The sequence below is a fragment of the Candidatus Solirubrobacter pratensis genome (assembly GCF_000425945.1).
Classification (GTDB): domain Bacteria; phylum Actinomycetota; class Thermoleophilia; order Solirubrobacterales; family Solirubrobacteraceae; genus Solirubrobacter; species Solirubrobacter pratensis.
The window spans coordinates 289,340-311,210 of sequence record NZ_AUEK01000007.1 but is presented as its reverse complement, the minus strand read 5'-3'; the positions used below and the strand labels follow the sequence as shown (position 1 = coordinate 311,210).

Here is a 21,871-nt window from a genome sequence, read left to right as displayed (position 1 = left end):
GAATCCCCATCTCGGTCCACCCGCACCACAACTGCATGGCGATGACCTGGTGGTTGCACGCGCCGCGATACTCGTAACCGGTGCACTCGCAGATGTTCTCGTCAGTGGTCCCGAATGGGCAGACCAAGACCGTGTACCGAATGTCAGGGTCAGTCTGCGACGGGACGTGCACGGGAACCCACGGAGCACGCGAACGGCAGCGTTGATAGGCAGCTAGGTCCATCGTGGATCCCTAATCGGCCGCTGCGCGAGCGAACTCCTACAGAACGCAGAAGACCCGCCAAGGCGGGTCTTCTGATACATCCTGGAGTGGCCGAGCCTTACTCGGCTTCGTCGGACGTGCCGAAGGGGTGGATGCCGAAGACACCCACGGCCACGAGTACGGCGTCCACGATCGCCTTGATGGAGTCGCTGTCGCCCGGGACCAGGAGTCCCTTCGCAACGGCAAGCGCTAGTCCGGCTGCGATTACGCCCTTGACTGCCTCGGTCTTCTTCATCGAGTCGTTCCTTTTGGGGTTGGGGCTTGTCACCCGTTACCCAACGGCACCGTCACCATATGGAGCGCTGGGACCCGGTGGCAGCGCCGGAAGCTCATCGGAGAACTCCTCACATGCTCTATCAAGCGCAGCACTGAGCACCTTCTGTCCTTGAGGATCACGATGCACCACGCGAAGTGTGAGCAGCAGAGCGTCGTTGTCTGCCCTTAGCTCCCGTATCTCGCGCCTGTAGGCGTCCTCTATGCGGGTCAACTCGGGCACGAGTTCGGGACACTTCTCCGACGCGACGAGCAGAATTCCGCTCGTAGCCCCTTCGAGCCCCCTGCGTACCGGATTCATGGTGCCTCGCTGGTGGTCAGCTAGGAGATTAGAGTTGGTGCTGATTGTCTCGTATCTTCCCTTCGCCTGCACCCACGCGATCGGCCGCCCTTCGTACCCCGGCTCTCTGGTCCGCCGGAGAATCGTGGCCACCCGCGTTTCCGGGTACCTAGGGTAGTCGAGGAACATGGCCATCTCCTCGGCAAGCTCACGTTTGGTGCACGGACGATTCGCGTGGTTCAGATTGTCCACGACCATCGCGGCGATACTGCCCTCCTTGCGCAAATCGAGGCGCGGACCTCTAGACATGACTCTCCCCTGCCTCGTGGAGAGACATGAGCACCCGCCTGACGATCTTGTGCGCTTCTCCTAGCTCGCCCGCCAGCCTCGCATCCACCTTGCCACGTGCACGAGCGATGGCGTCGATCGCCGCGACGACGGCGGTATAGGCGTCGTCACCCGAGGCTAGGGAGGCAAGCGCTCGCGTGCGATGCGCTTCGAAGGCGGCGCCGCGCCGCATCTGCGCGATCTTCTCCTCTTCCGCCTGGACGATCTCGTCAATCTCCTCCTCCGTCAGAGGGCGACGCGTGCGCTTGCTCTCCTCAGGGCCGGGGCGATGCGTCGCGATCACAGGCTCGTGCTCAGGTGCGCCAGGTGTGGCAACGGGAACTCCCGTCTCCTCACGCGGTCGAAGGCACGTCTCCGTAGTGTCCTCCACAGGCGGCGTCGGGTGCTCGGCTGGCGGGTCGAAACGCGTCGCTGACGACGTATTTGCTAGCCACTCGTCGGCCTGTCGCATGTATCTCTGCGCGACGACCGTCGAGCCCTCGAAGTTCTCCGCGAGCCACGGCAGCCATGCGCCGTGCTTCAACCGCCGCTTGCGCTCGATCAGCAGGATGCCGGTAACAGTCGCGTGCTGCTCGTAGGCCGCCTTGTGGGAACCCGCCGCAGCGTGGCCCTTACGAATCGAGTTGTCGAGCTTCCGATCGCTCCATGATCCGATGACAGCGGAGCTAGGTACTGCCTCTAGGGTCGTCATGAGCCTCCTTCAAGAACATAAGGTATGTGTCGGTACCTAGTCGGCACCCCGCCCAGGCACTGATGCGCGCACGCGCACAGTCTTCTAGTACCTCCTAATCCTCAGAGAGAGGCGCTACGCGCAGATAAATATCTGACCGAGTGCGCGCGTGTTATCGGCCCTTCAGTCATCAACCTGAGCTTCTACTTCAGGTCGCGAGTGGCCGACTATGTAACGAGCACGCTTATGACTGAAGAGAACGACATCGTTACCCTCCCAACCCTGTACCAGCAGCAGATCCACATGACGAAGTACTCGCGGTGGGTCGAACGCGAGGGTCGCCGGGAGTTCTGGCACGAGAGCATCGAGCGCTACATCTCCGCGATGGAGAAGCAGGCGCTGAAGATGGGGTACGCTCTAACCCCTGATGAGCGCTCCGCGCTCGCGGATGGAATGCTCGACCTCCGCTCCCTTGGTTCCATGAGGGCACTCATGACCGCCGGTCCTGCTCTGGAGCGGGATAACGTTGCGGGTTACAACTGCGCCTACCTCACCGTCTCGCGCGTTCAGGCGTTCGCTGAGGCCATGTACATCCTGATGTGCGGTACCGGCGTCGGGTTCTCGGTGGAGCGTCAGTACGTCAGCAAGCTCCCTGAGGTGCCGAACCTCTTCCCTTGTGATGACGTGATCGTGGTCGCGGACTCGAAGCAGGGCTGGGCGTCCGCCCTGAATCGTCTGCTGGCGGCTCTCTACGCGGGCAACATCCCGAACGTCGATACCTCGAAGGTACGCCCTGCCGGTGCTCGGCTGAAGACCTTCGGCGGCCGTGCGTCTGGTCCGGCTCCGCTGGAGGATCTGTTCCGGTACATCATCGAGACGTTCAGGGCAGCGCAGGGCCGCAAGCTCACCTCTATCGAGTGCCACGGCGTCATGTGCAAGGTGGGAGACATCGTGGTGGTGGGCGGTGTCCGTCGCTCGGCCCTGATCTCCCTCTCGAACCTCTCCGACGACCGCATGCGCAACGCGAAGGCCGGGCAGTGGTGGGATAGCCACCCCGAGTACGCGCTCGCCAACAACTCGGCCGTCTACGACGAGCGCCCCACGGCTGAACTCTTCATGGAGGAGTGGACCAGCCTCATCAAGTCCAAGTCAGGGGAACGCGGGATCGTCAACCGCGCCGGGATGCAGAAGATCGCTGCTCGGTCCGGGCGTCGTGACGCCTCCTTCGACTTCGGCACCAACCCGTGCTCGGAGATCATCCTCAGGGACCGGCAGTTCTGCAATCTGTCCGAGGTCGTGTGCCGGGCCGACGATACCTTCGAGACCCTGGCAGAGAAGGTACGCCTCGCGACCATCTTGGGCTGCATCCAGAGCACCTTCACCGACTTCCGCTTCCTCTCCCCCACGTGGAAGAAGAACTGCGAGGAAGAGCGTCTCCTGGGCGTCTCGATCACCGGCATCATGGACAACCTGGTCATGGCCGGGCGCAAGGGCAAGGCACTACTCCGGGACATCCTCGACGGCCTGAAGCAGGTGGCCATCGACACGGCCACCAACTGGGCATCCAAGCTCGGGATCAACGTCCCCACGGCGATCACGTGTGTGAAGCCCTCCGGGACCGTCTCGCAGCTTGTAGACGCGTCCTCGGGTATCCATCCGCGCTACGCGCCGTACTACGTGCGGACAAACCGCGCGAGCAAGAACGACCCCGTGGCCCAGTTCCTCGCCGCTAGCGGCGTGCCGGTCGAAGACGAGCTTCTGCACCCAGACAGCACGTTGGTCTTCAGCTACCCCATGCAGGCCCCCGAGGGCGCGATCACGCGGCACGACATGAGCGCCATCGAGCAGCTAGAGCTATGGCTGACGTACGCCGAGCACTGGTGCGAGCACAAGCCCTCGATCACGGTCTACGTACGCGACGACGAGTGGATGGAGGTCGGCGCCTTCGTCTTCAAGCACTTCGACCGCATGTCCGGCGTCTCGTTCCTCCCCCACTCCGACCATACATACCAGCAGGCGCCCTACCAGGACATCGACCAGGAGATGTACGTGCGCCTGGCCGAGGCCATGCCCGACAGCCTGTATTGGGACGCCCTCACATCGTTCGAGACGGAGGACGCCACGGAGGGAATGAAGGAGCTTGCCTGCGTAGCAGGGGCATGCGAGATCGCCTAGGATTCGAACCCGCCTTATAGTTTCTCCTTGACGAACGGTAGGCCCCGGGCTATAGTTCTCCGTCGTCGCCCTTCCACGCCGCCAGCCTTTAGACAATCTTTAGGCTGGCGGCACTGGAAACCGCCCCACACGCCTGGGGTAAGGGGTACAGAGAAGCAATGGCCTACTTCATTAGACATAACTCGCGTCGCGATCCGAAGGGTCAGACCCTGTCGTAGCCTCCTGCTACCCGCACATCGCGCGTACAGGAGGCCCGCCATTCGAGCGGGCCTTTTCTTTCTCTCGACATAGGAGTTCGCCCGGCCCCGGCCGATGACGTTCTCATGCAAGTCGTCCTCCTAGCTCAGCGGCAGAGCGCGCCCCTTCTAAGGGCATCGTCAAGGGTTCGAGTCCCTTGGAGGACACTCCGGTCTGAGACACCGGTACATATCAACGTCTCAACGCAGGGTAATCCTCCTGAGTGCAGCGGTGAAATACCGCATGGCCCCCAAGCCTAGCTGGGGTCTAGTTGCTCCGTGGTCGCGCCCGAATCAGTGAGCCTGCGTCATTCGCGCTCTATGGGGAACTGGAGTTCCCGACCGGCTGTAACCCGGTTGCAATTGCTGGCGAGGTTCGATTCCTTGAGGGCGCGCTAGCGACGAGGCCCCCTGGTTCATGGTTTGCACCTCCAGGTCCCTTCCCTCCCTCGGCCTCGTCGCTTATGCACCCGTGGTGGAACTGGCATACACGCTGGTCTTAGGAACCAGTGCCTTCGGGATTGAGAGTTCGAATCTCTCCGGGTGTACTTACGCGGTAACAGGGTGTAGCTCAGTCTGGCCAGAGCGCTCGCTTCGGGAGCGAGAAGTCGGAGGTTCGAATCCTCTCATCCTGATAGAAGTACCTGGTGGTGTAGCTCAGTTGGTTAGAGCGCTGCCCTGTCACGGCAGAGGTCGCGGGTTCGAGCCCCGTCACTACCGCTCCCAGGGGATTGGTGTAAAGGCGAACATCTCGGTCTCCAAAACCGAGGCTACGGGTTCGAGTCCTGTATCCCCTGCTATACCTCGCGCGGTTAGCTCAGTTGGGAGAGCGACCGGTTTACACCCGGTAGGTCGGCGGTTCGAGTCCGTCACCGCGCATCCGTACCCCTAGCTCAGTTGGGAGAGCACGTGCTTGACAGGCACGAGGTCACAGGTTCGAGCCCTGTGGGGTACATGGTTCGCAGCCGGAGACTTCGAGCGCTCCGGGTCCACCCGCGAAGGGTGGTCGGAGTGGCGAACCTCCTGGGGGCGAACATGGCTTCGACTCCGTGAGATGCAGTCCCGAGCAGTGCAGCGGTCGGCACACCTACCTGCCACAAGCCATAACTGGCGAGAACATCATCGCTTCCATGCCGTCCGAGGTCACTATGACCGTCGAGGACGAACTGGAAGCACTTCTAGCCGTAGCGTAACCTACGGCGCGGGCTCCCGGGGCCTAGGACCAGAACTCCGGGTGACGCCCTCCTAAACGGAGGGCCGGTTTCCTGCTCGACCGTATCGAGCAGGTGGTGGAGACACAGCTAGCCTGTGTCCTTAGATTGTGGATGGCCACCTACGGCCTAAGCTGCTGAAAGACTGGCGAGATACGCGCACGGAACACCCGGGTTCGACTCCCGGCGCCTCCACTAAGTCCCACCCGACCTGGATCGGTTACGAGCCAGGCGAAACCGCCTACCCGCAGACTGAAAGATCGGATACATGTCTGCGGTCAGGACCGATCTCCTCCGCACGGAGGACAGGCAAGCGGACAAGCCTTGGTGGGCAATCTTCGCCCCTGTAGCTCAACGGAAGAGCGAACCCCTCCTAAGGGTTAGGCTGGAGGTTCGAGTCCTCTCGGGGGCACTGGAAGGATGCTAGAGAGGCCGAATAGGCTCGCCTGCTAAGCGAGTGTGCCCTAACCGGGTACCGAGGGTTCGACTCCCTCTCCTTCCGTATCGGACCGTTGATGTCAACTGGATAACATACTTGGCTCTTACCCTTGCTATCCGGGTTCGAATCCCGGACGGTCCACCTACCAGCACCTAACTACTGGCCCGTAGTTCAGTGGCAGAACGCCCGACTGTTACTCGGGATGTCGGGGGTTCGAATCCTCCCGGGCCAGCTTATCTGTAGCGTGCAGGGCATTCGCTACTGCTAAACTGCTGCTTGTCCACACCCGGCGGGGTGACAGAGTGGCTTATGTGCGCGCCTGCAAAGCGCGTTACAGGGGTTCGATTCCCCTCCCCGCCTTACGGAAGTAGTCCGGCATGGACGAGGACACCGGTTTGAACCCGGCTGCGTGTGACAGCGTCGGGGGTTCGATTCCCTCTGCTTCCGCTTGGAGAGGTGCCGGAGTGGCTGAACGGCCCGTCCTGGAAAGACGGTAGACACGAAAGTGTCTCGGGAGTTCGAATCTCCCTCTCTCCGTCCGACTACGTTTGTGCATGGAGCAGATGGTGGTCATCGACCATCCCACGTACGACCGAATTCAGTTCCACGTGTGGGTCGAATGGGATACGCACGGAAGGATCGTGAGGATGCGCTGGTGGCGCGTCTATCTCGAAGATGGTGCAATCGCCAAGTGGGAATCGTTTGGCGACGACATGGGGCCTTAGCTCAGTTGGGAGAGCGCCTGCCTTGCAAGCAGGAGGTGAAGGGTTCGAACCCCTTAGGCTCCACTTCAGGTCACGAGGGGATCGCGAGACGCTAGCGGCGGTCCGGGATGTCCCATGACGCCGCTCAGACGAGGCTCCCCCTTTGCCTCGTGGCCTGACCTGGAGCGCTAGCTCATCGGTAGAGCACGCGGCTGAAACTCGCGGTGTACCCGGTTCGATTCCGGGGCGTTCCACTCTGCACTCATAGCTCAGTTTGGTTAGAGCGCCGCTCTGATAAGGCGGAGGTCCGAGGTTCAAATCCTCGTGGGTGCACTCGAAGTACCTGGGGCGGTAGGTTAGTGGTCAGACCGCTGGGTTTTCACCCCCGTAGCCGGAGTTCGATTCTCCGTCGCCCTATGCCCTCGTAGCCCAATTGGCAGAGGTAGCGGTTTCAAACACCGTTCATGTCTCGGTTCGAATCCGAGCGAGGGTACTTGCAGTTCACCCATGCGGGATGGAGCAGTCAGGTAGCTCGCTAGGCTCATAACCTGGAGGTCGGAGGTTCAAATCCTCCTCCCGCTATCAGCAGTAACCACTGGGGAGTGGTGTAACGGCAGCACGACGGGTTTTGGCCCCGTTAGTTGAGGTTCAAATCCTTGCTCCCCAGCTTCATGGCGGCCATAGTGTCAGCGGTTAGCACTCTGGACTGTGACTCCAGCAGCGACGGGTTCGAATCCCGCTGGTCGCCCTCCACCTGCCGCGTTCGTCTAGTGGACCAGGACGCCTGCCTCTCACGTAGGTAACACGGGTTCGATTCCCGTACGCGGCACTAACCAGTGAGGAACAATGTCACGCGCCCGTCCCATCACTCTCCCCACCGGGGACACCTGGTGGTACGACGCTTCGGCCAATGGCCGCAAGGCAACGCACGAGCAGCTTGAACTCCTCACCACGGTGACGGGGATCGAGCTTGACGACTTGCTCGATACGCACCCGACGCAAGGGCAAATCGTGGAGGCTCTGCGTGATGCCCTAGACCAGGGTACTCCCCCGGCCGAGATCGTAGAGCGCAGGAACGCCTACAGAGCGCTGAGACAGGTTCAGCCTGAATGTCGCTGCTGCGGCCGTCCTGGGGACTCCACGAGGCACCACTACGTCAACCGTTGGATGATGCGGGAGCTATCCAACTACGTACAGGTCGCCGCCCGGTCACGGTGCACAATCCCTGTGTGCATCGACTGCCACCGTGACCTCCACGACAGAGATAACACCGTCTCGATCGTGGGGTACCTCACGCAGGAGGAACGGGCGAACGCCCGTCGCCTCCTGGAACAGCTTCGTCGCGAGCACCCGAAGATCATCGAATTGCTCGCGGAAGGCGATGACCAGGTATACGAGGCTCGCCTCGTAAAGGACTGGCTCGAAGGCCGGTTCGATCAGTAGCAGGGTGGGGTCCTAGCGGTGTGTGACCCCACCCTCTGCCCTCTTAGCTCAGTGGATAGAGCGCGGCCCTGCGACGGCCGAGGTCACTGGTTCGAATCCAGTAGGGGGCACTTCCGCCCTTGCCAGTGTGTCTGGCGCTTGGACTTCGAATCCGAGATGCGAGGTTCGATTCCTCGTTGGGGCGCTAGCAGTAGACAAGGGGTATTCGTATATCGGCTATTACGGTGGCTTGCCATGTCGCAAAGGTGGGTTCGATTCCCACATACCCCTTACGCCGCCATAGCTCAGAGGACAGAGCACTGCCATGGTAAGGCAGGGGTCCAGGGTTCGACTCCCTGTGGTGGCTTGCACGCCCACGTAGCTCAGCAGGTAGAGCGCTCCCCTCGTAAGGGAGAGGTCCGGGGCTCGAATCCCCGCGTGGGCTCTCACGCCTAGTCGATCGCTGGCCTCGGCCAGAGGAAGTTCAGGACACCCTGGCGGGGGCAAACCTCGTCGCAGATACTGATCCTCCGGAGGGAGGCTTACGGCCGTTCGAACCTCAGTGGGGAGGCAGGGTGCAACCTCGCAATAGCCACCCGAGGGCAACCAGGGGTGAGCAAGGTTGAGGGCAGCCACCACGTAAAGGTGTGGCCTGTATCGCGTATCGATACGCGATACAGAGGTAGATGATCGACCACGACAGAATCCTGGCTATAGGGCGTGACCTTACTTCATCGTTGAGCCTCTCACGTAAGCGGCATGAGCCGCCTACCGCTTCTGAGCACGGTCTACCCGGCGTGGCACATCGTCAAGTTCGACAATGTGCCCGTCTACCGGGGCCTCGCATGGGCACTCCAGGACGCGCGTAACAACGGCTGGAAGGGACACCTTGTCTCGGCAGATCGTCGCGTATCCACGATCAAGTCGTTCAACAAGAGGCACAAGACCAAGCTTCACGACCAGGCGTACCTGTTCAACGGATGGACGAAGCGCCTGCCCGGGTTCCTGCCCGCGAACCCACCGACCCAGGGCTCCCACCTGCTGCTCGGAGATGGCACCATCGGCCACGTCGGGCACAAGCTCCGGCCCTATCAGCTAGGTCTCGACGTTACGGAATGGGATGACCTACTCCGCGTGCTCCATCGCTACGGCTACAAGGTGCACCAGCCGTATCACACGGCCTCCGAGGCTCACCACGTGAACTTCGCAGCAAGCCCGGCGAAGCTCGCCCGCAGGCGACTCAACGCGCATGCTTCTCGCTTGCATCGACACAAGAAGAGCCCGAGGAAGTAGGGCTCGTCCCGCTCCCTAAGCATTGATGGAGATGCACGGGCCTTGTAACCCCGGGAAATCAGTTCGATTCTGATAGGGAGCTTAGAATGGCAGGTACCACCGACCTCAATGGTGACAAGATCAGGGCGTACCGTAGCGAGACGTTTCGCTCGCTCGGCTTCGTTGACGACCAGGTGATGAGCCTCGTGGATGCAAAGGGCTTGGACGGCTTCGCCCTCAGTCACCACGACGTGCGTCGCTATCTCGCCCAGGGAGCGACGCACGAGCAGATCGCTCGGATCTTCTCCTAGACCGGGTTGACGGTACCGGAGACCGTGGTCTCCACGCTGATCGACGTGACCGGCGGCAACGACGCGTAGCTCGGGTCCGCGAGTAGCTTCCACCAAATCGTGACGGCGCTAATGGAGTCCGGCGCCGGGTTGTAGTACGGCATCCCGCCGAACACGTATCCGTCGATGGTATGGGCGCCGATTGCTAGCTGTGGGACAGCTACGAACGTGCGACTGTCGAGCTTGACAACCTGAGACATGATGTTTCCCTTTCGGGTAGATGGATGGTGACCTTCACCTCTTCCGAAGGGCGCGGGAGGTAAGAATCTCGCGAGGCGAAACTGGTGCATCAGAGCACCGTTTCTCTGCACGCCGCGTTGGTGTAGTGGCCAACACTCCTGCCTTCCAAGCAGGCATCGCGGGTTCGAGTCCCGCACGCGGCTCTCACCGGCTCTATAGCTCAGAGGCCAGAGCGATCCCCTCATAAGGGAGAGGCCGCAGGTTCGACTCCTGCTAGAGCCACTTTTCGGGCGCGACCTAAGTCGTAACGGATAGACATGACCGTTACCGAGCTACAGCACTCTCTCGCCCTCTGGGAAGAGCGTGAGTCTCGCTTCCACAAGAACTGGCGAGACTATGTCAAGAAGAACTCCAAGTCCCCGCGCCGGGCCTACTGGTACGGGATGTACAAGAACGCCCATGAGTTGGTGCAGCGTCGCAAGAAGCAGCTTGCCGCCAAGCGCATCACCAAGGTCTCTGACTCGGGCGTCGCCCTCATCAAGCGCTTCGAGGGCTTCGTAGATCACCCCTACCGCGACGCCGTGGGCGTGTGGACCATCGGCTACGGTCACACGTCCGGCGTCGGCCCAAACTCGAAGAACATCACCGAGAAGCAGGCGACGGCTCTCCTCAAGACAGACCTCAACCACAAGTACGCCCCGCCGGTCGCCGCCCTTCACCTCCCGCTGAGCCAGCATCAGTTCGACGCCCTGGTGAGCTTCGTCTACAACTGCGGACCCGGAGCCATCGACCGGGATACCGGCGTCGGCCGCGCGCTGCGCTCGCACGACTGGAAGGGCGCGGCGAACCACCTGCTCGATTGGGACATGGCAGGCAGCCGTGTGCTACCCGGGCTCACAAGCCGTCGCGAAGCGGAGCGCAAGCTCTTCCTCTCCTAATCATGGCATCCCTCCTCGCCAACATGGGACTGGTCGCATGGCCGTCCCCCACCGATCAGTTCAGTTCAGCGCAGCTTGCTCTGAACATGCAGAGAATCGACAACCACGATCACTCTCCGGGCAAGGGTAAGCCGCTGGGCGCTGACTCGTTCGCTGACGGCTCGGTAAGCAGCTTCAAGCTCGCGACCGACGCCGTCACGACGACCAAGCTTCTCAACGGTGCCGTCACCGTCCCGAAGCTCGACTCGGCATTCGCGACGTACCTCGGGATCACACAGGGGACCACTGTCCGTCGTGGTAAGTCAATGATCTCTGCGGAGGAATCTGTGACGACTGGCGGCATCGGCTTCCAGCTAATGCCCACACCAGACAGGGTTACCAGCGTCTCTCTCCCGACTGATGGCCTTATCAGCGTAGCGTTTCAGGCGATGTGGAAGGCCGTGACTCCCGCGAACGCCATGGCGGCGCTGTTCTTGAACTCCACGCAGGTGCAGGTAGTCCTAGACACAGCGACCAACCCAGCGTCGGCGGCGGCGAACATGCCGACCGGCGCGAACCTCTACCGCGCGCTCGCCACGTCCGGTTTTGGGCTTCACTCCTCCGCCAATTCATCGGGGGCGTATACAGGCGACGCTACGACAGGCCAGATCATCGGCGTCAGCCCAGCGAACGGCACGCTCGCAGGTAGTGGAGTGTGCCACATCTTCGCGGCGGCGGGAACGTACGATGTGTCGGTGCGATACGCCACTGGCCCGGACCCGGTGACGGCGAAGAACCGCAAGCTGTGGGTTTGGACAACAGGTTTCTAACTATGGCCCAAATCAACCACGCAGAATTCATGACCCAACTCATCCTCTGGGATGAGCTTGATGATCCCTACTCCCACGGGGAGTTGGTGCAGAACTGGAACGCGGTAGCTAGCCATAACCACACCACGGGCCAGGGAGTGAAGATCCCCGGGGGCGGCATCGAGGACAACGCGATCGGGGCTCAGCACATCGCCAACGGCGCGCTCCCCGGGAGCAAGCTCCAGGACCACTCTGTAGACCTCATCAAGGCGAGCGCCAACCTGCTCGCCGGGATCATCCCCCTCGGTGTCGCATTGCCCTGGACGCGCCTGCATCCGTCGCAGCCGATCCCGGCCGGACCGGGCACGCTGTTCGAGGTACCTCGCGGGCAGACGCTCCAGCAGGGGGAACACAACCTCCCCGGCGTCGCAGGCTCTGTCACGTTGCCGAACTGGACGGACCGCTTCGTGTTCTACACCTATGCGGCTGACGGCTCGGGCACGCAGGTATTCGGCGGTGCGAACTTCCGAAACCTCTCGCACTCCCACGCGGTCGCCGGGCACACGCACCCCATCCCTGCGCACCGTCACCAAGTGGACTCGCATGCCCACCGCGTCAGCGGCCACACGCACGTCATCAACGCGGACGGCTTTCATGGCCACGGTATGGATCCTGCTGGGGATCACACGCACACGTGGAACGCAGACAACGGCTCCGGTCAGCACCTAGCAAGCCGTCGCGTGGGCGACCCCAGCCCTGACGGGATTCGTCAGGCGCTGTACATCCCGGGCTTCAACTCCGGAGACACAAGCCAGACCCGCCCAATGAACGGCGCCGGTAACCACGTCCATGGCATCCAGGGTGGCGGGATCCACAGCCATGGAGGGCACACGGGCGGCATGGACGGTGACGTGTTCACCGAGAGCACCGCGCCATTCACAACTTTCAATGTAGACGCGCTCCTAACGCAGGTGCCATCCGCACCTGTATCGACGGACGGGCAGCTTCCGCCCAACTTCGACATGCGCGCGGCGTACGTGACGGTCATCCCCATCATGCGAGTACGTAACCCATAAATCGGGGACCCCGCTGTCGCGTAACTGGCGACATCCAAGCCTACGTGACACTGCGGCTGGCGTAGGCGAGAACAAACCCCAAGAGGAACACAGATGGCACAGCATGTAGCAGTCCGGGCGCTCAACCGCTCGGCCAACATCAAGGTCGTAGACCGTACCGGCGCGACCGTCAAGCTCACCCCAACCACCGATGTGGTTGTGGACCTTGACCTCGCGACCAACCGCCGCGCCCTCAACCGTCATGCAGCGGTGGGCCAGTGGATCGTTACCGCAGGCAACGCCAACGACGGCGGCGTAGCCCTCCCGGCGAACTCCTAAGGTCTGGCCATGCCGACCTATGTAGCCCTACGGGCACTCAATCGATCCTCGCGCGTGCGCGTCCTCGCCGTGGCTGCTGTAGCGGCCCCTGGCGTCGTCACGCCCACGCCTTCAGCCAACGGTGGCGCTCTTGCGGCGGGCACCTACTTCTACAAGGTCACCGCCCTAGGCGACTTTGGCGAGACCACCCCCGCAGCCGAGGTCAACTCGGGCGCCCTCACCGGCGCCACGAGCAGCGTCAGCCTTGCGTGGGCCGCCGTCACGGGCGCACAGAAGTACCGTGTGTACGTCGGCACCGCGTCGAACGGCCAGACTGGCTACTTCGAGACGACGACCAACTCGTTCTTGCACACCACGCAGACCGGGCTTGTCGTAGCAACGGTGCCGGTACGCAACACGGCGACGGCCAAGGCAGGACAGGCTCGGCTCCAGGCGACGGCTGACGTGATTGTCAACGTGGACGACATCGTCACCCGCCAGGCACTGAACCATCACCGCTCCGTAGGCCAGTACACGGTATCTGCCGTGAACGCGCGCCTCGCAAGCGGCACGGTCCTTCCGGCCAACTCCTAAGTCTCCTCTCCTGAGCCGACTGAAGCCCGCCTGGTGCGGGCTTTTGTCGTTGTACTGGCGCCATAAGGGTTGCAGGTCAGTCCAGTCAACGAGAAGAGAGTTATGAACCCCCAGGTACCCGACGACAAGATCACGAGCGGCAAGCAGTTCGCTGAGTTCGCCACCGAGCTACTGGACACAGAAGTGCAGGCGGTCCTCCAGCTTCACGTACGCCTACAGCAGAAGTACGGCTACATGGCGAACACCGCAGACAACCTAGAGGCCATGCGTGACGAGTACGTCACCCGCCTCGCGGAGATGGGCATCCTCGCAACCGTAGACCCGGCTCCCTGCCTCTACGGAGAGCCGCCGGTCGTAGAGATCCTCGGCAAGATCAGCGGTCACTCCCAGCACACGTACGGCTTCGATCACGAGCAGAAGCAGTACGAGGTACGCAAGTCCAAGGAACGCGGTGAGGACTTCCTGGGGCAGAAGGAAGCTCCCAACGCGCGCCGCGAGAAGTAGTCCTGCATGGCGGACTTCCTCAAGGAACTGGAGTCCTCGCTCGCTCCTAGGAAGGTGAGCATCGAGGAGTTCGCAGAGTCGAGCGACTTCTGCGGCAAGTCGCTGTACCCACGGCAGAAGCTCCTGCTCAAGCTGTTCTTCCTAGAGGAGCTATCCAATCGCGAGGAAGACACACTCAACTACTGGATGCAGGGCGGGCGTGGCGGCGAGATCGTCCTCGCACCGCACATCCGCAAGCGGATCGACAGTCTCCGCGACCAGGGGTTCCCCCACTTCCGCGAGGTAGTGCTAGTCGGTGGCCGTCGTTGCTCCAAGGGGTTCGTCACGGGGCTCGCGATGGCCAAGAAGATGTTCGACACCCTCCAGCTAGAGGATCCGAACACCGCATACGGCATCGACCCCGAGAAGCAGATCTACTTCTCCTGCGTGGCGGCGTCCCTGGACCAGGCCCGCAAGTTCCAGTACTCCGACCTCGCCACCACCGTCTCGGAGTGCCACGCGTTCGGGGACAACCTCACGAAGCTGTACGAGAAGGAGTTCTCCGTCGCGACGGAGGCGGACCTCCGAAAGATGGCGGCTCACCGCCGCAAGTCACACAAGATCGGGCGCGACATCTCGAAGCTCCGAGGTAACGCACTCGCAGCCAACGCCTCCACGATTCGCGGTTCCACAACGATGGCGATTGCCTTTGACGAGATGGCGTTCATGGAGGTAGGCGCGGAGACCGACGCGTCCGCAGAGAAGGTGTACGACGCGGCCCTCCCGTCGCTGGCGCAGTTCGGCAAGGAGGCGATGATGTTCTGCAACTCGTCGCCCTATACGAAGCTCGGCCGATTCTTCGAGCGCTTCCAGGCTGGCATGGCGGTGGAGAAGGATCACCCGTCTATCCCGCTGAACCCCTACATGGTGTCCTTCCAGTTCCCTTCCTGGGCACTGTTCGAGGGCTGGTGGGAAGAGCCGCTGTACAAGGGACCCCGCAAGTGCATCACGCAGTCGCCTGACTGGGATCACGAGCAGAAGAACGAAGACGGCACGTACTTCTTCTCCGAGGACGACCGCATCGGTATCAAGCTGGCACGAGACGAAGAGAAGCAGAACCCCGACACGTACAAGGTGGAGCGTCGTGGGCAGTTCAGCGAGATCATCGACGCGTACCTTGACCCCAAGGCCGTAGACCGCATGTTTGAGGGCGTGCCCGCCCCGGACGGCTCGCACATTGCCGTCGCCTCCAACTACACCTCACCTAACGGCTTCCTCTACGAGTACCGCGCGCACCTCGACCCGTCCTCCACCACGGCGGGCTTTGGTTTCGCGCTCGGACACCTCGAAGCATTTCCCGGCTCGGACGGCGAGCCGGAGGAGCACGTCGTCTTCGACATCATCAAGCGCTGGCAGCCGCAGAACTTCGAGAGCGGCGTGATCGAGTGGGAGACCGTCCTACGGGAGGTCTATGGATACATCGATCTCTTCCGTCCCACAGAGATCACGATGGACCAGTTCAACTCCGACGCGCCGATCGAGTGGCTCAACAAGGAGCTACGGATGCGCAACGTCGGAGGAGTGAAGGTCTTCAAGAAGTCAGCAACCTCGCAGAGCAACTGGAACCGGTCCGAAATCTTCCGCACGTGTCTCTACCGTGACCTCGTCCACGGCCCGGCAGACACGCCGGATAATCGCTACTGCGCTCTAGAGTTGAAGTACCTCCAGCAGATCAGCACCGGCCTCACACCGCGTGTAGACAAGCAGGAGATCGGCCCCGTCCAGACCAAGGACATGGCCGACTGCGTGATGACCGTCACGGAGTCCTTCCTCTCCAACCGACTCCGCGATCAGATGATGGCCTCCCTCGGCAGCACCCCGCTCGGACTCGGCGCACTCGGCGGGTACCCCCTGGCCGGTGGCGGACCGGGCAACGGCAAGCATCCTCTCTTTGGGCAGTTCTCAGGCGGTCGCGCTGGCGAACAGTCACCCGGCGGCTCGCCTGCCAGTCGCGCCCGGCAGATCGGGACCAATCCCGCGCGCTCGGGCTTCCGTGCCCGAGGCAAGCGTAGAGGCTTCTAACTGGGCATGACATTGGCGCCCTTCTGCCTCGTAATGAGGGAGATGAGCGTTGATCCAGCAAGACTGTCCTTCACCGTGTGGAGGGGTACCACCTTTGAGAAGGCGATCACGTACTACGAGGATCGCGATGAGGCGAGCCCGCACGATCTCACCGGGTTCACTGCCGAACTCATACTGCGCGACAAGATCGGCGGCGTAACACTCGCCGCGATGACCACCGAGAATGCGATGATCGAGTTGCGCGCCGGGGGCATCATCTTCCTCCAGGCCACTCCAGAGGTCACCGCCTCGTGGACGTTCAACGCTGCCGCCTACTCGCTGACGGTTACTTCGCCAGCCGGAAGGACCGACGCCCTGCTGCACGGTCTCTTTCGAGTCCGTGACCTCTAAAGCTACAGCGGCCATCCCCATAAGCATCGATGGCACTTACCCGTGAAATCTCAGGGCATCCGGCGGTCGAGGCACATCGCGGCGGCCGTCCTTCCCTACAGCTAACCGTGTGCGCGGAGTGCGAGCGGGTTAGCTCGATTCTCTTCCTATCGCGCGACCGATGGTTCTGCACGCATTGCCGCTCAAACGGTGACGCTCGCCCCACCCAAATTCCCATCACGAATCCCTCCCGGAGGAGGTAATCCCCAATGGCCGAAATCTTCCCCGACGAGGGGCTCGACATCATTCTCAACATCTTCCCTAAGGGAGGAGCCAACCTCACGACGACGTTTCTCGCGCTCTTCACGTCGTTCACTGCCGCGACGGTCGGCGCATCAACGTCGGTAGCCGACAACTACACCGAGTCCGACTTCGGCGCTTATGCGCGCGTAGCGGTTCTCGCAGCCGATTGGGGCGCACTCGGTGCCGGAACCGGTGGTCGTAAGACGACTGCCGCTCAGAAGACGTTCCCGACTGCTACAACTCCCGGGTCTGCGCCCATCAACGGGTTCTGGCTCGCAAATCAGTCGTCCAACGCGGGTGACAAGTGCATCTTCGCGGCGAACTTCGATGACACCACGGCGGTATCGATCGCCACGAACGATGTCATCAAGGTCACGCCGACTATCCAGGCCAACAACTAAGTCCAATGGCTGACAACCTCAACGTTACCCCCGGCGGCGGTGCGGTTGTCGCTGCCGACGATGTCGCAGGTGTCCTGTACCAGCGCATCAAGCCGAACTTCGGCACAGATGGTGCGGCCACGGATGTCTCGCTGCTGAACCCGCTCCCCGTGCGTGACCCTGTCAAGGGTAATGCTCTGAGCAAGGGCGGTGCAAACTCAGCGCTGGCGGCGGGCACTCTTGTCGCGGCGAATACTGGTCGCACAATGGTCGAGATCAGCAACGGCGGCGCCAGCGGCGTCTGGCTCGCGTTCGGCTCTACCGCCGTCGCCGGGCAGGGAACCTATCTTCCCGCAAAGGCGACCGGTTACTGGCCCACGACGGCCACAGTCTCCATGATTCTAGAGGCCAGCGGCACAGCGGGTCCGGTGGGGTACACCGAATGGTAGGAAGCACCTGGCGGCGAGTCATCACGACGATTCTCGTCAGTGGTGCCGTCGCTGGCGGCGTCGTGGCGAGTTCAACCGGTGGAGGCGGCGGAATTCCAACGCCTACTCCTACGGCCACAGCAACGGCTACCGCGCGTACCGACCATTGTTTCTCTTCGCCTGGAGCGTGCGGGTTCCCTGATCCCGCCTTCGGAACCGTAGGCGTACCGTCTGGCACAACCCTAACCGCCTCCGGAAGCATCACGGCGTCGACGCCGGGGCAGGTGATCGATGGCAAGGATGTCACCGGCGGCATTACGGTGAGCGCCGACAACGTGACGATCCAGAACACTCGCATCACCGCTAGCGGCGCAGGATGCGGAACGACCTCCACGTGTGGTAACTCTATCATCACGCTCACCGGGCCATACAGCGTCACGGTGTCGCACGTGGAGTTGACTTCAGCGGGCACAACTGTCGAGCATGCGATTCGCAACCCGGCGGGTGGTCAGCTACACATCAACAATGCGTACCAGCACGGCACGATCGATTCACTGTGCTGGTGCGGCAACGCTGAGATCCGTGACACCTACTCGGTCATCGATCTTGCCATCGTGGGCGACCATCTAGAGAACACCTACAGCGACGGTCACACCCTCCTAGCCGACCATAACACGTTCATCAACAAGCAGGATCAGACCGCCAATATCTTCGCGAACACCGGAAATGGTTCCGGCGGCCCCTGCACGAACCACCTCACCATCAACAACAACCTGCTTGCCGGTGGTGGTTACTCGATCTACGGATGCGCCAACTCTTCAAGCGATGGCACGGGCACCGTCTCGATCACCAACAATCGCGTCGCACGCTGTGGTGGAGGCGTTGAAGTCGCGAGCGGGGGCGGTTCATGGGTCTGTTCCGCTGGCGCCGATGTCAATGGCTACTTCCCTCGCGGTGGCGCGTACGGAATGTGCCTCGCTCTTCCCGCAGGCACGGTCGTATCCGGCAACGTGTGGGACGACACCAGCACTAGTTCAAACACTCGGTGCGGCTAAGCATAGATCATGCCACTGACACTATTTGAACCTGCTGTCGCCGTTTCTTCCGCTGCGAACGTAACTACGCTCTCCGCGACATTCACAACCGCGCCCGCGTCGGGACGGCTGCTCCTATGTGCCGCCAACTCCGACGCAACGCTCACAATGAGCAGCACTGGATGGTCGCTCGCGGATTCCTCCATCGGAGGCACCGGCCTCTACCTGTGGTACAAGATCGCCGGTTCGTCGGAGTCATCCACGGTGACGATCGCTCCGAGTGTGGCAGCATCGGCAGAGTTGGTAGTGATGCAGTTCACCGGGAATGCCACCTCCGGCGTCCTGGACCAGACCGCACACGCAAGCGGAGGCGCCACCACCGGCACAACAGCAGCGACCGCGCAGAATGATGAACTTGCGGTTGCCGCTGTAGGCATGACGGCGGTCGGCGGCACGATTAGCGCTACTTGGACTAATGGCTTTACCGCGAATCCGGCGACCACCGTAGCCGCAGTGGGAACGAATGGAACCGGAATTCACGTGGCGCTTCGTTCGCTCACGAGCACCGGCACTGTTACCTCGACGGCAACGCCATCCGAGGGCAGCGCCGTAGGCGGCCTCGTTGCGACCTTCAAGGCTTCCTCATCGGGAGTCACGTACACCAAGACCGGTATCGCGCTAGTCGGACCGTGAGCCCATGCCTACGTACAGCAAGACGGGCTCTGCTGGGCTAGGCAAGCTACCCCTACTCAACATCGGGGGAGCGAAGACTACCCTCACTGCCTCTGGGTCTAGCTTTCACGGTGCGGTCGGTGCCGAAACGGCCAAGTCCGGCATCGGCGTCCTCGGAGCCATCCCATTCATCAAGTCCGGCTCGGGCGTCTCCATCTGGGTAGGGTCCGGCACCGAGGTACATAACAGCGACAAGACCAAGACGGGCGCCGGAGTATCTGCCTGGGCCGCTTCGGGCGGCAAGACGAACGTCGTCGCCAATATCATTCCTAAGACCGGCGTCGCTGCGATCGGCGCTATCCCGAAGCAGCGAACCGGCTCCGCTACGACTGCATGGAGTGGCTCGGGTGCGTCCGTCGCCGTCCTACGTCTCGTCAAGCGAGGCGGCGGCGCAGGCGGCAGCGGCACGCCGTCATTCGGCCTGCTCACCCTCTCTCGTGCGCCCGGATGGAGCGCGACCGGCACGAGGAAGCTCAACAGCATCATCAAGACTGGCTCGGGCATCACGGCGCTAGGAGCTTCGGGTCCCCGTTCTCTCGTCAAGTCGACGTCCGGCGGTGGGGCCGGAGGCACAGGGACCCCGCGCTACGGAATGCTGTCCCTGGCGGCTCCGATCGGCTGGCAGGCACGTGGCGCGATGGAACATCACGTGACGCGTACCGGCGCAGCGATCACGGTGCGCACTGCGTCCGGCGCCAAGCTCTTCATCCCCTTCACGGTCATCTCCAAGACGGGTACCGCGATCACGGCCCTCGGCGGGTCCGGGCTCTCGATACGGATCCGGCCCGCCATCAACCCTGTGACAGGCACAGGAGCGCTCCGGACGGTTGCCTCCGGTAGCAAGCAGTTCCTACCGTCGCAGACCCACGTGAAGTCTGGCGGGGCAGTGGAGAGGTTCGTCGCGTCTGGTGCGGACACCTTCTTGCCGTACACGGAGATTGCTCGGGCCGGAGCGGGCGTCACTCGCGTGGTTGTTTCAGGCTTCAAGTCCGTTGGTGTCGTCACAAGCAACTACCTCAAGACAGGCTCGGGCGCGCTAGGGCTGAGCGCATCGGGTAACCAGCTACTTCCGAACTTCATTATCCGATCGGGATCCGCAGCGATCGCGTATCTTGGCGCTGGGGCCAACAGCACTCACTTCCTGACCTGGATCAAGGAGGGCCACAGCATCGCGCGCCTCACCGCTCTTGGCGCTAGAGAGATCGAAACGCCGACATCCGTCGTCCTCCGAACCGTTGACGGCAAGGTGGCGGCGCGCACTATCCCATACGTAATCGACCTCGCCGTGGACGATGCTGGCGGCATTGTCCTTCGTGTCCCATCGGTCAACTAACCCTAGAAAGGTTACGGGGGCTACGACTAAGCAGTAGAGATGAGCGATCTACACTTCATTTACGAGAACGACAAGGTGTACGCCATCCGTGAGGGCAAGGTAGTGGCCTCTGCGGAAAACCTTGCCACCCTAGAAACCAAGCTAGCGTGGGACGGCGCTGACACCGGCTACTCCGGCGGCTTCGGTGAACACGAGGACCCCAACAACTACCACGACGGACCCTGCGCTGGCTGCGGTACTCCGCTTGCGCCCGGCGATCAGAAGTGTGAATACTGCGGTCACCCGGCTGGAGGGCAGCAGTTCCCCGAGTTCGACCCGGACGGCAATGCTGCCCCCTACGGCGACCCCGGTGACGACTACCCCGACATGGGCGGTAACAGCCCGTGGGACACAACCGCTTCCACGAGGGCTACACACATCGTCACCCCAGGCGGGCTGAAGGGCAAGATCCTCAGCCGCGTCAACGATGTATGGGGTGAGGAGGTCGCCGTTCGCCTAGAGAACGGTCGCATCGCTCATCTCCGCGTGACGGAGGACACTCGCTTCTCTACCGAGAAGACTGCCTCTACCCGCTCGGCAGCCGTCGAGCTTACCTCACGTCTAGAGGCTCCCTTCGGCTCCGATCGCGCGTCGATCACAGCGCGCCTGAAGGCGCTTGAAGGCATGCGCTCCGATGCCATCGCCGCTCAGCGCACCGCGTCCCACGAGGATGCGCAGACGCTTGACGGCATCGTCGTGGCTGCCGACGCCGAGCGCGGGACCCTGCGCCAGGCGCTCGACGCGATCGAGGCTCAGGAGGCTCAGGCGTACGCCTACAAGCCGCTGGAGTACACCGCTGGCCCGGTAGGCGAGTCCCTAGGCGGCGGCGAGGCGTCCTGGCTCGACAACACGGTCAACGAGATGATCGCGGAGGCAGAGGGCACCGACTTCGACAAGGTGCTGACCGAGGAGCCCCACACCCTGGTCGCGAGCCTCTCGGACGGCACCGTTGCCGACATGGGCTCCACTCGCGCCGTGGCGCTCGCGCACATCCGCTCCAAGGTGGCCGGGATCGCTCCCGAGCGCGCCCAGGAGATCACGCAGCGCTTCCTCACGAGCGTCGAGGAGACGCGCCGCTCGGAGCTAGCCAACCGCAAGCAGACCACCCACAAGGAAGCGTCGGCAAAGGAAGACCGCTACGCGGCTCTCCCCGACGACATCCTCTTCTCCTGA

General features: G+C 62.4%; 23 protein-coding genes, 29 tRNA genes and 1 other RNA gene. 49 read left to right on the top strand and 4 right to left on the bottom strand.

Annotated features, from left to right (window positions below):
* Nucleotides 1-320: 320 nt before the first annotated feature.
* The 3 genes from H958_RS46115 to H958_RS0108825 all read right to left on the bottom strand — a co-directional run bounded on the left by H958_RS46115 (nt 321) and on the right by H958_RS0108825 (nt 1,854).
* Nucleotides 321-497, bottom strand: a complete 177-nt coding sequence (locus H958_RS46115) for a hypothetical protein (RefSeq protein WP_156027824.1) — start codon at nt 495-497, stop codon at nt 321-323.
* A gap of 36 nt (nt 498-533) precedes the next feature.
* Nucleotides 534-1,004, bottom strand: coding sequence for a hypothetical protein (locus H958_RS46110; protein ID WP_156027822.1), 471 nt, complete (start codon nt 1,002-1,004; stop codon nt 534-536).
* Nucleotides 1,005-1,116: 112 nt separating this feature from the next.
* Nucleotides 1,117-1,854, bottom strand: a complete 738-nt coding sequence (locus tag H958_RS0108825; protein ID WP_028058390.1) for a DUF3102 domain-containing protein — start codon at nt 1,852-1,854, stop codon at nt 1,117-1,119.
* A gap of 225 nt (nt 1,855-2,079) precedes the next feature.
* Between H958_RS0108825 and H958_RS35960 the strand changes: the two genes are divergently transcribed.
* From H958_RS35960 to H958_RS0108680, 33 genes are all read left to right on the top strand, one after another.
* A complete protein-coding gene (locus H958_RS35960) occupies nt 2,080-4,008 on the top strand; it encodes a glycyl radical enzyme family protein (RefSeq protein ID WP_156027820.1) in 1,929 nt (642 codons plus the stop codon).
* A 332-nt stretch (nt 4,009-4,340) separates the two neighbouring features.
* Nucleotides 4,341-4,412: transfer RNA gene (locus H958_RS0108815), tRNA-Arg, on the top strand.
* A 298-nt stretch (nt 4,413-4,710) separates the two neighbouring features.
* Nucleotides 4,711-4,792, top strand: a tRNA-Leu gene (locus H958_RS0108810).
* A 12-nt stretch (nt 4,793-4,804) separates the two neighbouring features.
* Nucleotides 4,805-4,879 (top strand) — tRNA-Pro (locus tag H958_RS0108805).
* A gap of 11 nt (nt 4,880-4,890) precedes the next feature.
* Nucleotides 4,891-4,964 (top strand) — tRNA-Asp (locus tag H958_RS0108800).
* Nucleotides 4,965-4,969: 5 nt separating this feature from the next.
* Nucleotides 4,970-5,041 (top strand) — tRNA-Trp (locus tag H958_RS0108795).
* Nucleotides 5,042-5,050: 9 nt separating this feature from the next.
* Nucleotides 5,051-5,123 (top strand) — tRNA-Val (locus H958_RS0108790).
* Between the two features lie 3 nt (nt 5,124-5,126).
* Nucleotides 5,127-5,199, top strand: a tRNA-Val gene (locus tag H958_RS0108785).
* 70 nt (nt 5,200-5,269) lie between these two features.
* Nucleotides 5,270-5,653: a transfer-messenger RNA gene (gene ssrA, locus H958_RS44935) on the top strand.
* A gap of 142 nt (nt 5,654-5,795) precedes the next feature.
* Nucleotides 5,796-5,867, top strand: a tRNA-Arg gene (locus H958_RS0108780).
* Between the two features lie 2 nt (nt 5,868-5,869).
* Nucleotides 5,870-5,957: transfer RNA gene (locus tag H958_RS46105), tRNA-Ser, on the top strand.
* Between the two features lie 4 nt (nt 5,958-5,961).
* Nucleotides 5,962-6,035, top strand: a tRNA-Lys gene (locus H958_RS0108775).
* A 19-nt stretch (nt 6,036-6,054) separates the two neighbouring features.
* Nucleotides 6,055-6,126 (top strand) — tRNA-Asn (locus H958_RS0108770).
* Nucleotides 6,127-6,182: 56 nt separating this feature from the next.
* A tRNA-Cys gene (locus H958_RS0108765) sits at nt 6,183-6,254 on the top strand.
* Between the two features lie 3 nt (nt 6,255-6,257).
* Nucleotides 6,258-6,341 (top strand) — tRNA-Ser (locus H958_RS46100).
* A gap of 3 nt (nt 6,342-6,344) precedes the next feature.
* A tRNA-Ser gene (locus H958_RS0108760) sits at nt 6,345-6,431 on the top strand.
* 17 nt (nt 6,432-6,448) lie between these two features.
* Entirely contained in the window at nt 6,449-6,619 is a 171-nt protein-coding gene (locus tag H958_RS46095; protein WP_156027818.1) for a hypothetical protein, read from the top strand.
* Nucleotides 6,610-6,682, top strand: a tRNA-Ala gene (locus H958_RS0108750). Before H958_RS46095 ends, H958_RS0108750 begins: the two co-directional genes overlap by 10 nt.
* 98 nt (nt 6,683-6,780) lie before the next feature.
* A tRNA-Phe gene (locus H958_RS0108745) sits at nt 6,781-6,852 on the top strand.
* Nucleotides 6,853-6,856: 4 nt separating this feature from the next.
* Nucleotides 6,857-6,931: transfer RNA gene (locus H958_RS0108740), tRNA-Ile, on the top strand.
* Nucleotides 6,932-6,943: 12 nt separating this feature from the next.
* A tRNA-Glu gene (locus H958_RS0108735) sits at nt 6,944-7,015 on the top strand.
* A gap of 1 nt (nt 7,016) precedes the next feature.
* Nucleotides 7,017-7,091: transfer RNA gene (locus H958_RS0108730), tRNA-Leu, on the top strand.
* 15 nt (nt 7,092-7,106) lie between these two features.
* Nucleotides 7,107-7,180: transfer RNA gene (locus tag H958_RS0108725), tRNA-Met, on the top strand.
* Nucleotides 7,181-7,194: 14 nt separating this feature from the next.
* Nucleotides 7,195-7,265 (top strand) — tRNA-Gln (locus H958_RS0108720).
* 6 nt (nt 7,266-7,271) lie between these two features.
* Nucleotides 7,272-7,347: transfer RNA gene (locus tag H958_RS0108715), tRNA-His, on the top strand.
* 7 nt (nt 7,348-7,354) lie between these two features.
* A tRNA-Glu gene (locus H958_RS0108710) sits at nt 7,355-7,427 on the top strand.
* 125 nt (nt 7,428-7,552) lie between these two features.
* Nucleotides 7,553-8,041 carry a hypothetical protein gene (locus tag H958_RS0108705; RefSeq protein ID WP_231379197.1) on the top strand — a complete coding sequence of 163 codons (489 nt, stop codon included), beginning with the start codon at nt 7,553-7,555 and terminating at the stop codon, nt 8,039-8,041.
* A 37-nt stretch (nt 8,042-8,078) separates the two neighbouring features.
* Nucleotides 8,079-8,151: transfer RNA gene (locus H958_RS0108700), tRNA-Arg, on the top strand.
* 88 nt (nt 8,152-8,239) lie between these two features.
* Nucleotides 8,240-8,311: transfer RNA gene (locus tag H958_RS46090), tRNA-Gly, on the top strand.
* A 3-nt stretch (nt 8,312-8,314) separates the two neighbouring features.
* Nucleotides 8,315-8,387 (top strand) — tRNA-Thr (locus H958_RS0108695).
* 5 nt (nt 8,388-8,392) lie between these two features.
* Nucleotides 8,393-8,465 (top strand) — tRNA-Thr (locus H958_RS0108690).
* Between the two features lie 314 nt (nt 8,466-8,779).
* A complete protein-coding gene (locus H958_RS0108685; RefSeq protein WP_028058388.1) occupies nt 8,780-9,313 on the top strand; it encodes a hypothetical protein in 534 nt (177 codons plus the stop codon).
* An 86-nt stretch (nt 9,314-9,399) separates the two neighbouring features.
* Nucleotides 9,400-9,603, top strand: a complete 204-nt coding sequence (locus H958_RS0108680) for a hypothetical protein (RefSeq protein WP_028058387.1) — start codon at nt 9,400-9,402, stop codon at nt 9,601-9,603.
* Here the strand turns inward: H958_RS0108680 and H958_RS0108675 are convergent.
* Complete coding sequence (locus H958_RS0108675) at nt 9,600-9,842, bottom strand: hypothetical protein (RefSeq protein ID WP_028058386.1); 243 nt, start codon at nt 9,840-9,842, stop codon at nt 9,600-9,602. The genes H958_RS0108680 and H958_RS0108675 overlap by 4 nt on opposite strands.
* A 111-nt stretch (nt 9,843-9,953) precedes the next feature.
* Between H958_RS0108675 and H958_RS0108670 the strand changes: the two genes are divergently transcribed.
* The 16 genes from H958_RS0108670 (at nt 9,954) to H958_RS0108605 (ending at nt 21,871) form a co-directional block, all read left to right on the top strand.
* Nucleotides 9,954-10,025: transfer RNA gene (locus tag H958_RS0108670), tRNA-Gly, on the top strand.
* A 6-nt stretch (nt 10,026-10,031) separates the two neighbouring features.
* A tRNA-Ile gene (locus H958_RS0108665) sits at nt 10,032-10,104 on the top strand.
* A gap of 35 nt (nt 10,105-10,139) precedes the next feature.
* On the top strand, nt 10,140-10,760 hold the full coding sequence (locus tag H958_RS0108660; protein ID WP_196807282.1) for a lysozyme: 621 nt from the start codon (nt 10,140-10,142) through the stop codon (nt 10,758-10,760).
* 2 nt (nt 10,761-10,762) lie between these two features.
* Complete coding sequence (locus tag H958_RS0108655) at nt 10,763-11,569, top strand: hypothetical protein (protein ID WP_028058384.1); 807 nt, start codon at nt 10,763-10,765, stop codon at nt 11,567-11,569.
* Nucleotides 11,570-11,571: 2 nt separating this feature from the next.
* Complete coding sequence (locus tag H958_RS0108650; protein WP_037409729.1) at nt 11,572-12,624, top strand: hypothetical protein; 1,053 nt, start codon at nt 11,572-11,574, stop codon at nt 12,622-12,624.
* A gap of 93 nt (nt 12,625-12,717) precedes the next feature.
* Nucleotides 12,718-12,942 carry a hypothetical protein gene (locus tag H958_RS46085; protein ID WP_156027816.1) on the top strand — a complete coding sequence of 75 codons (225 nt, stop codon included), beginning with the start codon at nt 12,718-12,720 and terminating at the stop codon, nt 12,940-12,942.
* Between the two features lie 9 nt (nt 12,943-12,951).
* The gene (locus H958_RS0108645) at nt 12,952-13,515 is read left to right on the top strand and encodes a hypothetical protein (RefSeq protein WP_156027814.1); all 564 of its coding nucleotides are present in this window, start codon (nt 12,952-12,954) and stop codon (nt 13,513-13,515) included.
* 102 nt (nt 13,516-13,617) lie between these two features.
* Nucleotides 13,618-14,019 (top strand): hypothetical protein, encoded by a 402-nt coding sequence (locus H958_RS0108640; protein WP_028058381.1) that lies wholly within the window; start codon nt 13,618-13,620, stop codon nt 14,017-14,019.
* Nucleotides 14,020-14,025: 6 nt separating this feature from the next.
* Nucleotides 14,026-16,080 (top strand): hypothetical protein, encoded by a 2,055-nt coding sequence (locus H958_RS0108635; protein ID WP_028058380.1) that lies wholly within the window; start codon nt 14,026-14,028, stop codon nt 16,078-16,080.
* Between the two features lie 42 nt (nt 16,081-16,122).
* Nucleotides 16,123-16,470, top strand: a complete 348-nt coding sequence (locus H958_RS0108630; protein ID WP_156027813.1) for a hypothetical protein — start codon at nt 16,123-16,125, stop codon at nt 16,468-16,470.
* 248 nt (nt 16,471-16,718) lie between these two features.
* Nucleotides 16,719-17,153: a hypothetical protein gene (locus tag H958_RS0108625; RefSeq protein ID WP_028058378.1), complete on the top strand. Its 435-nt coding sequence runs from the start codon at nt 16,719-16,721 to the stop codon at nt 17,151-17,153.
* A gap of 5 nt (nt 17,154-17,158) precedes the next feature.
* A complete protein-coding gene (locus tag H958_RS46080; protein ID WP_156027811.1) occupies nt 17,159-17,581 on the top strand; it encodes a hypothetical protein in 423 nt (140 codons plus the stop codon).
* Nucleotides 17,582-17,844: 263 nt separating this feature from the next.
* Nucleotides 17,845-18,615, top strand: coding sequence for a hypothetical protein (locus tag H958_RS46075; RefSeq protein WP_156027809.1), 771 nt, complete (start codon nt 17,845-17,847; stop codon nt 18,613-18,615).
* A gap of 147 nt (nt 18,616-18,762) precedes the next feature.
* Nucleotides 18,763-19,287, top strand: coding sequence for a hypothetical protein (locus H958_RS46070; RefSeq protein ID WP_156027808.1), 525 nt, complete (start codon nt 18,763-18,765; stop codon nt 19,285-19,287).
* Between the two features lie 4 nt (nt 19,288-19,291).
* Nucleotides 19,292-20,659, top strand: a complete 1,368-nt coding sequence (locus H958_RS46065) for a hypothetical protein (RefSeq protein ID WP_156027806.1) — start codon at nt 19,292-19,294, stop codon at nt 20,657-20,659.
* A 39-nt stretch (nt 20,660-20,698) separates the two neighbouring features.
* On the top strand, nt 20,699-21,871 hold the full coding sequence (locus H958_RS0108605; protein WP_028058374.1) for a zinc ribbon domain-containing protein: 1,173 nt from the start codon (nt 20,699-20,701) through the stop codon (nt 21,869-21,871).

Excerpts from the sequence above, each read along its gene's own strand:
- H958_RS46115 (WP_156027824.1), bottom strand. The coding sequence starts at position 497 with ATGAAGAAGACCGAGGCAGTCAAGGGCGTAATCGCAGCCGGACTAGCG.
- H958_RS46110 (WP_156027822.1), bottom strand. The coding sequence starts at position 1,004 with ATGTTCCTCGACTACCCTAGGTACCCGGAAACGCGGGTGGCCACGATT.
- H958_RS0108825 (WP_028058390.1), bottom strand. The coding sequence starts at position 1,854 with ATGACGACCCTAGAGGCAGTACCTAGCTCCGCTGTCATCGGATCATGG.
- H958_RS35960 (WP_156027820.1), top strand. The coding sequence starts at position 2,080 with ATGACTGAAGAGAACGACATCGTTACCCTCCCAACCCTGTACCAGCAG.
- H958_RS46095 (WP_156027818.1), top strand. The coding sequence starts at position 6,449 with ATGGAGCAGATGGTGGTCATCGACCATCCCACGTACGACCGAATTCAG.
- H958_RS0108685 (WP_028058388.1), top strand. The coding sequence starts at position 8,780 with ATGAGCCGCCTACCGCTTCTGAGCACGGTCTACCCGGCGTGGCACATC.
- H958_RS0108680 (WP_028058387.1), top strand. The coding sequence starts at position 9,400 with ATGGCAGGTACCACCGACCTCAATGGTGACAAGATCAGGGCGTACCGT.
- H958_RS0108675 (WP_028058386.1), bottom strand. The coding sequence starts at position 9,842 with ATGTCTCAGGTTGTCAAGCTCGACAGTCGCACGTTCGTAGCTGTCCCA.
- H958_RS0108660 (WP_196807282.1), top strand. The coding sequence starts at position 10,140 with ATGACCGTTACCGAGCTACAGCACTCTCTCGCCCTCTGGGAAGAGCGT.
- H958_RS0108655 (WP_028058384.1), top strand. The coding sequence starts at position 10,763 with ATGGCATCCCTCCTCGCCAACATGGGACTGGTCGCATGGCCGTCCCCC.
- H958_RS0108650 (WP_037409729.1), top strand. The coding sequence starts at position 11,572 with ATGGCCCAAATCAACCACGCAGAATTCATGACCCAACTCATCCTCTGG.
- H958_RS46085 (WP_156027816.1), top strand. The coding sequence starts at position 12,718 with ATGGCACAGCATGTAGCAGTCCGGGCGCTCAACCGCTCGGCCAACATC.
- H958_RS0108645 (WP_156027814.1), top strand. The coding sequence starts at position 12,952 with ATGCCGACCTATGTAGCCCTACGGGCACTCAATCGATCCTCGCGCGTG.
- H958_RS0108640 (WP_028058381.1), top strand. The coding sequence starts at position 13,618 with ATGAACCCCCAGGTACCCGACGACAAGATCACGAGCGGCAAGCAGTTC.
- H958_RS0108635 (WP_028058380.1), top strand. The coding sequence starts at position 14,026 with ATGGCGGACTTCCTCAAGGAACTGGAGTCCTCGCTCGCTCCTAGGAAG.
- H958_RS0108630 (WP_156027813.1), top strand. The coding sequence starts at position 16,123 with ATGAGCGTTGATCCAGCAAGACTGTCCTTCACCGTGTGGAGGGGTACC.
- H958_RS0108625 (WP_028058378.1), top strand. The coding sequence starts at position 16,719 with ATGGCCGAAATCTTCCCCGACGAGGGGCTCGACATCATTCTCAACATC.
- H958_RS46080 (WP_156027811.1), top strand. The coding sequence starts at position 17,159 with ATGGCTGACAACCTCAACGTTACCCCCGGCGGCGGTGCGGTTGTCGCT.
- H958_RS46070 (WP_156027808.1), top strand. The coding sequence starts at position 18,763 with ATGAGCAGCACTGGATGGTCGCTCGCGGATTCCTCCATCGGAGGCACC.
- H958_RS46065 (WP_156027806.1), top strand. The coding sequence starts at position 19,292 with ATGCCTACGTACAGCAAGACGGGCTCTGCTGGGCTAGGCAAGCTACCC.
- H958_RS0108605 (WP_028058374.1), top strand. The coding sequence starts at position 20,699 with ATGAGCGATCTACACTTCATTTACGAGAACGACAAGGTGTACGCCATC.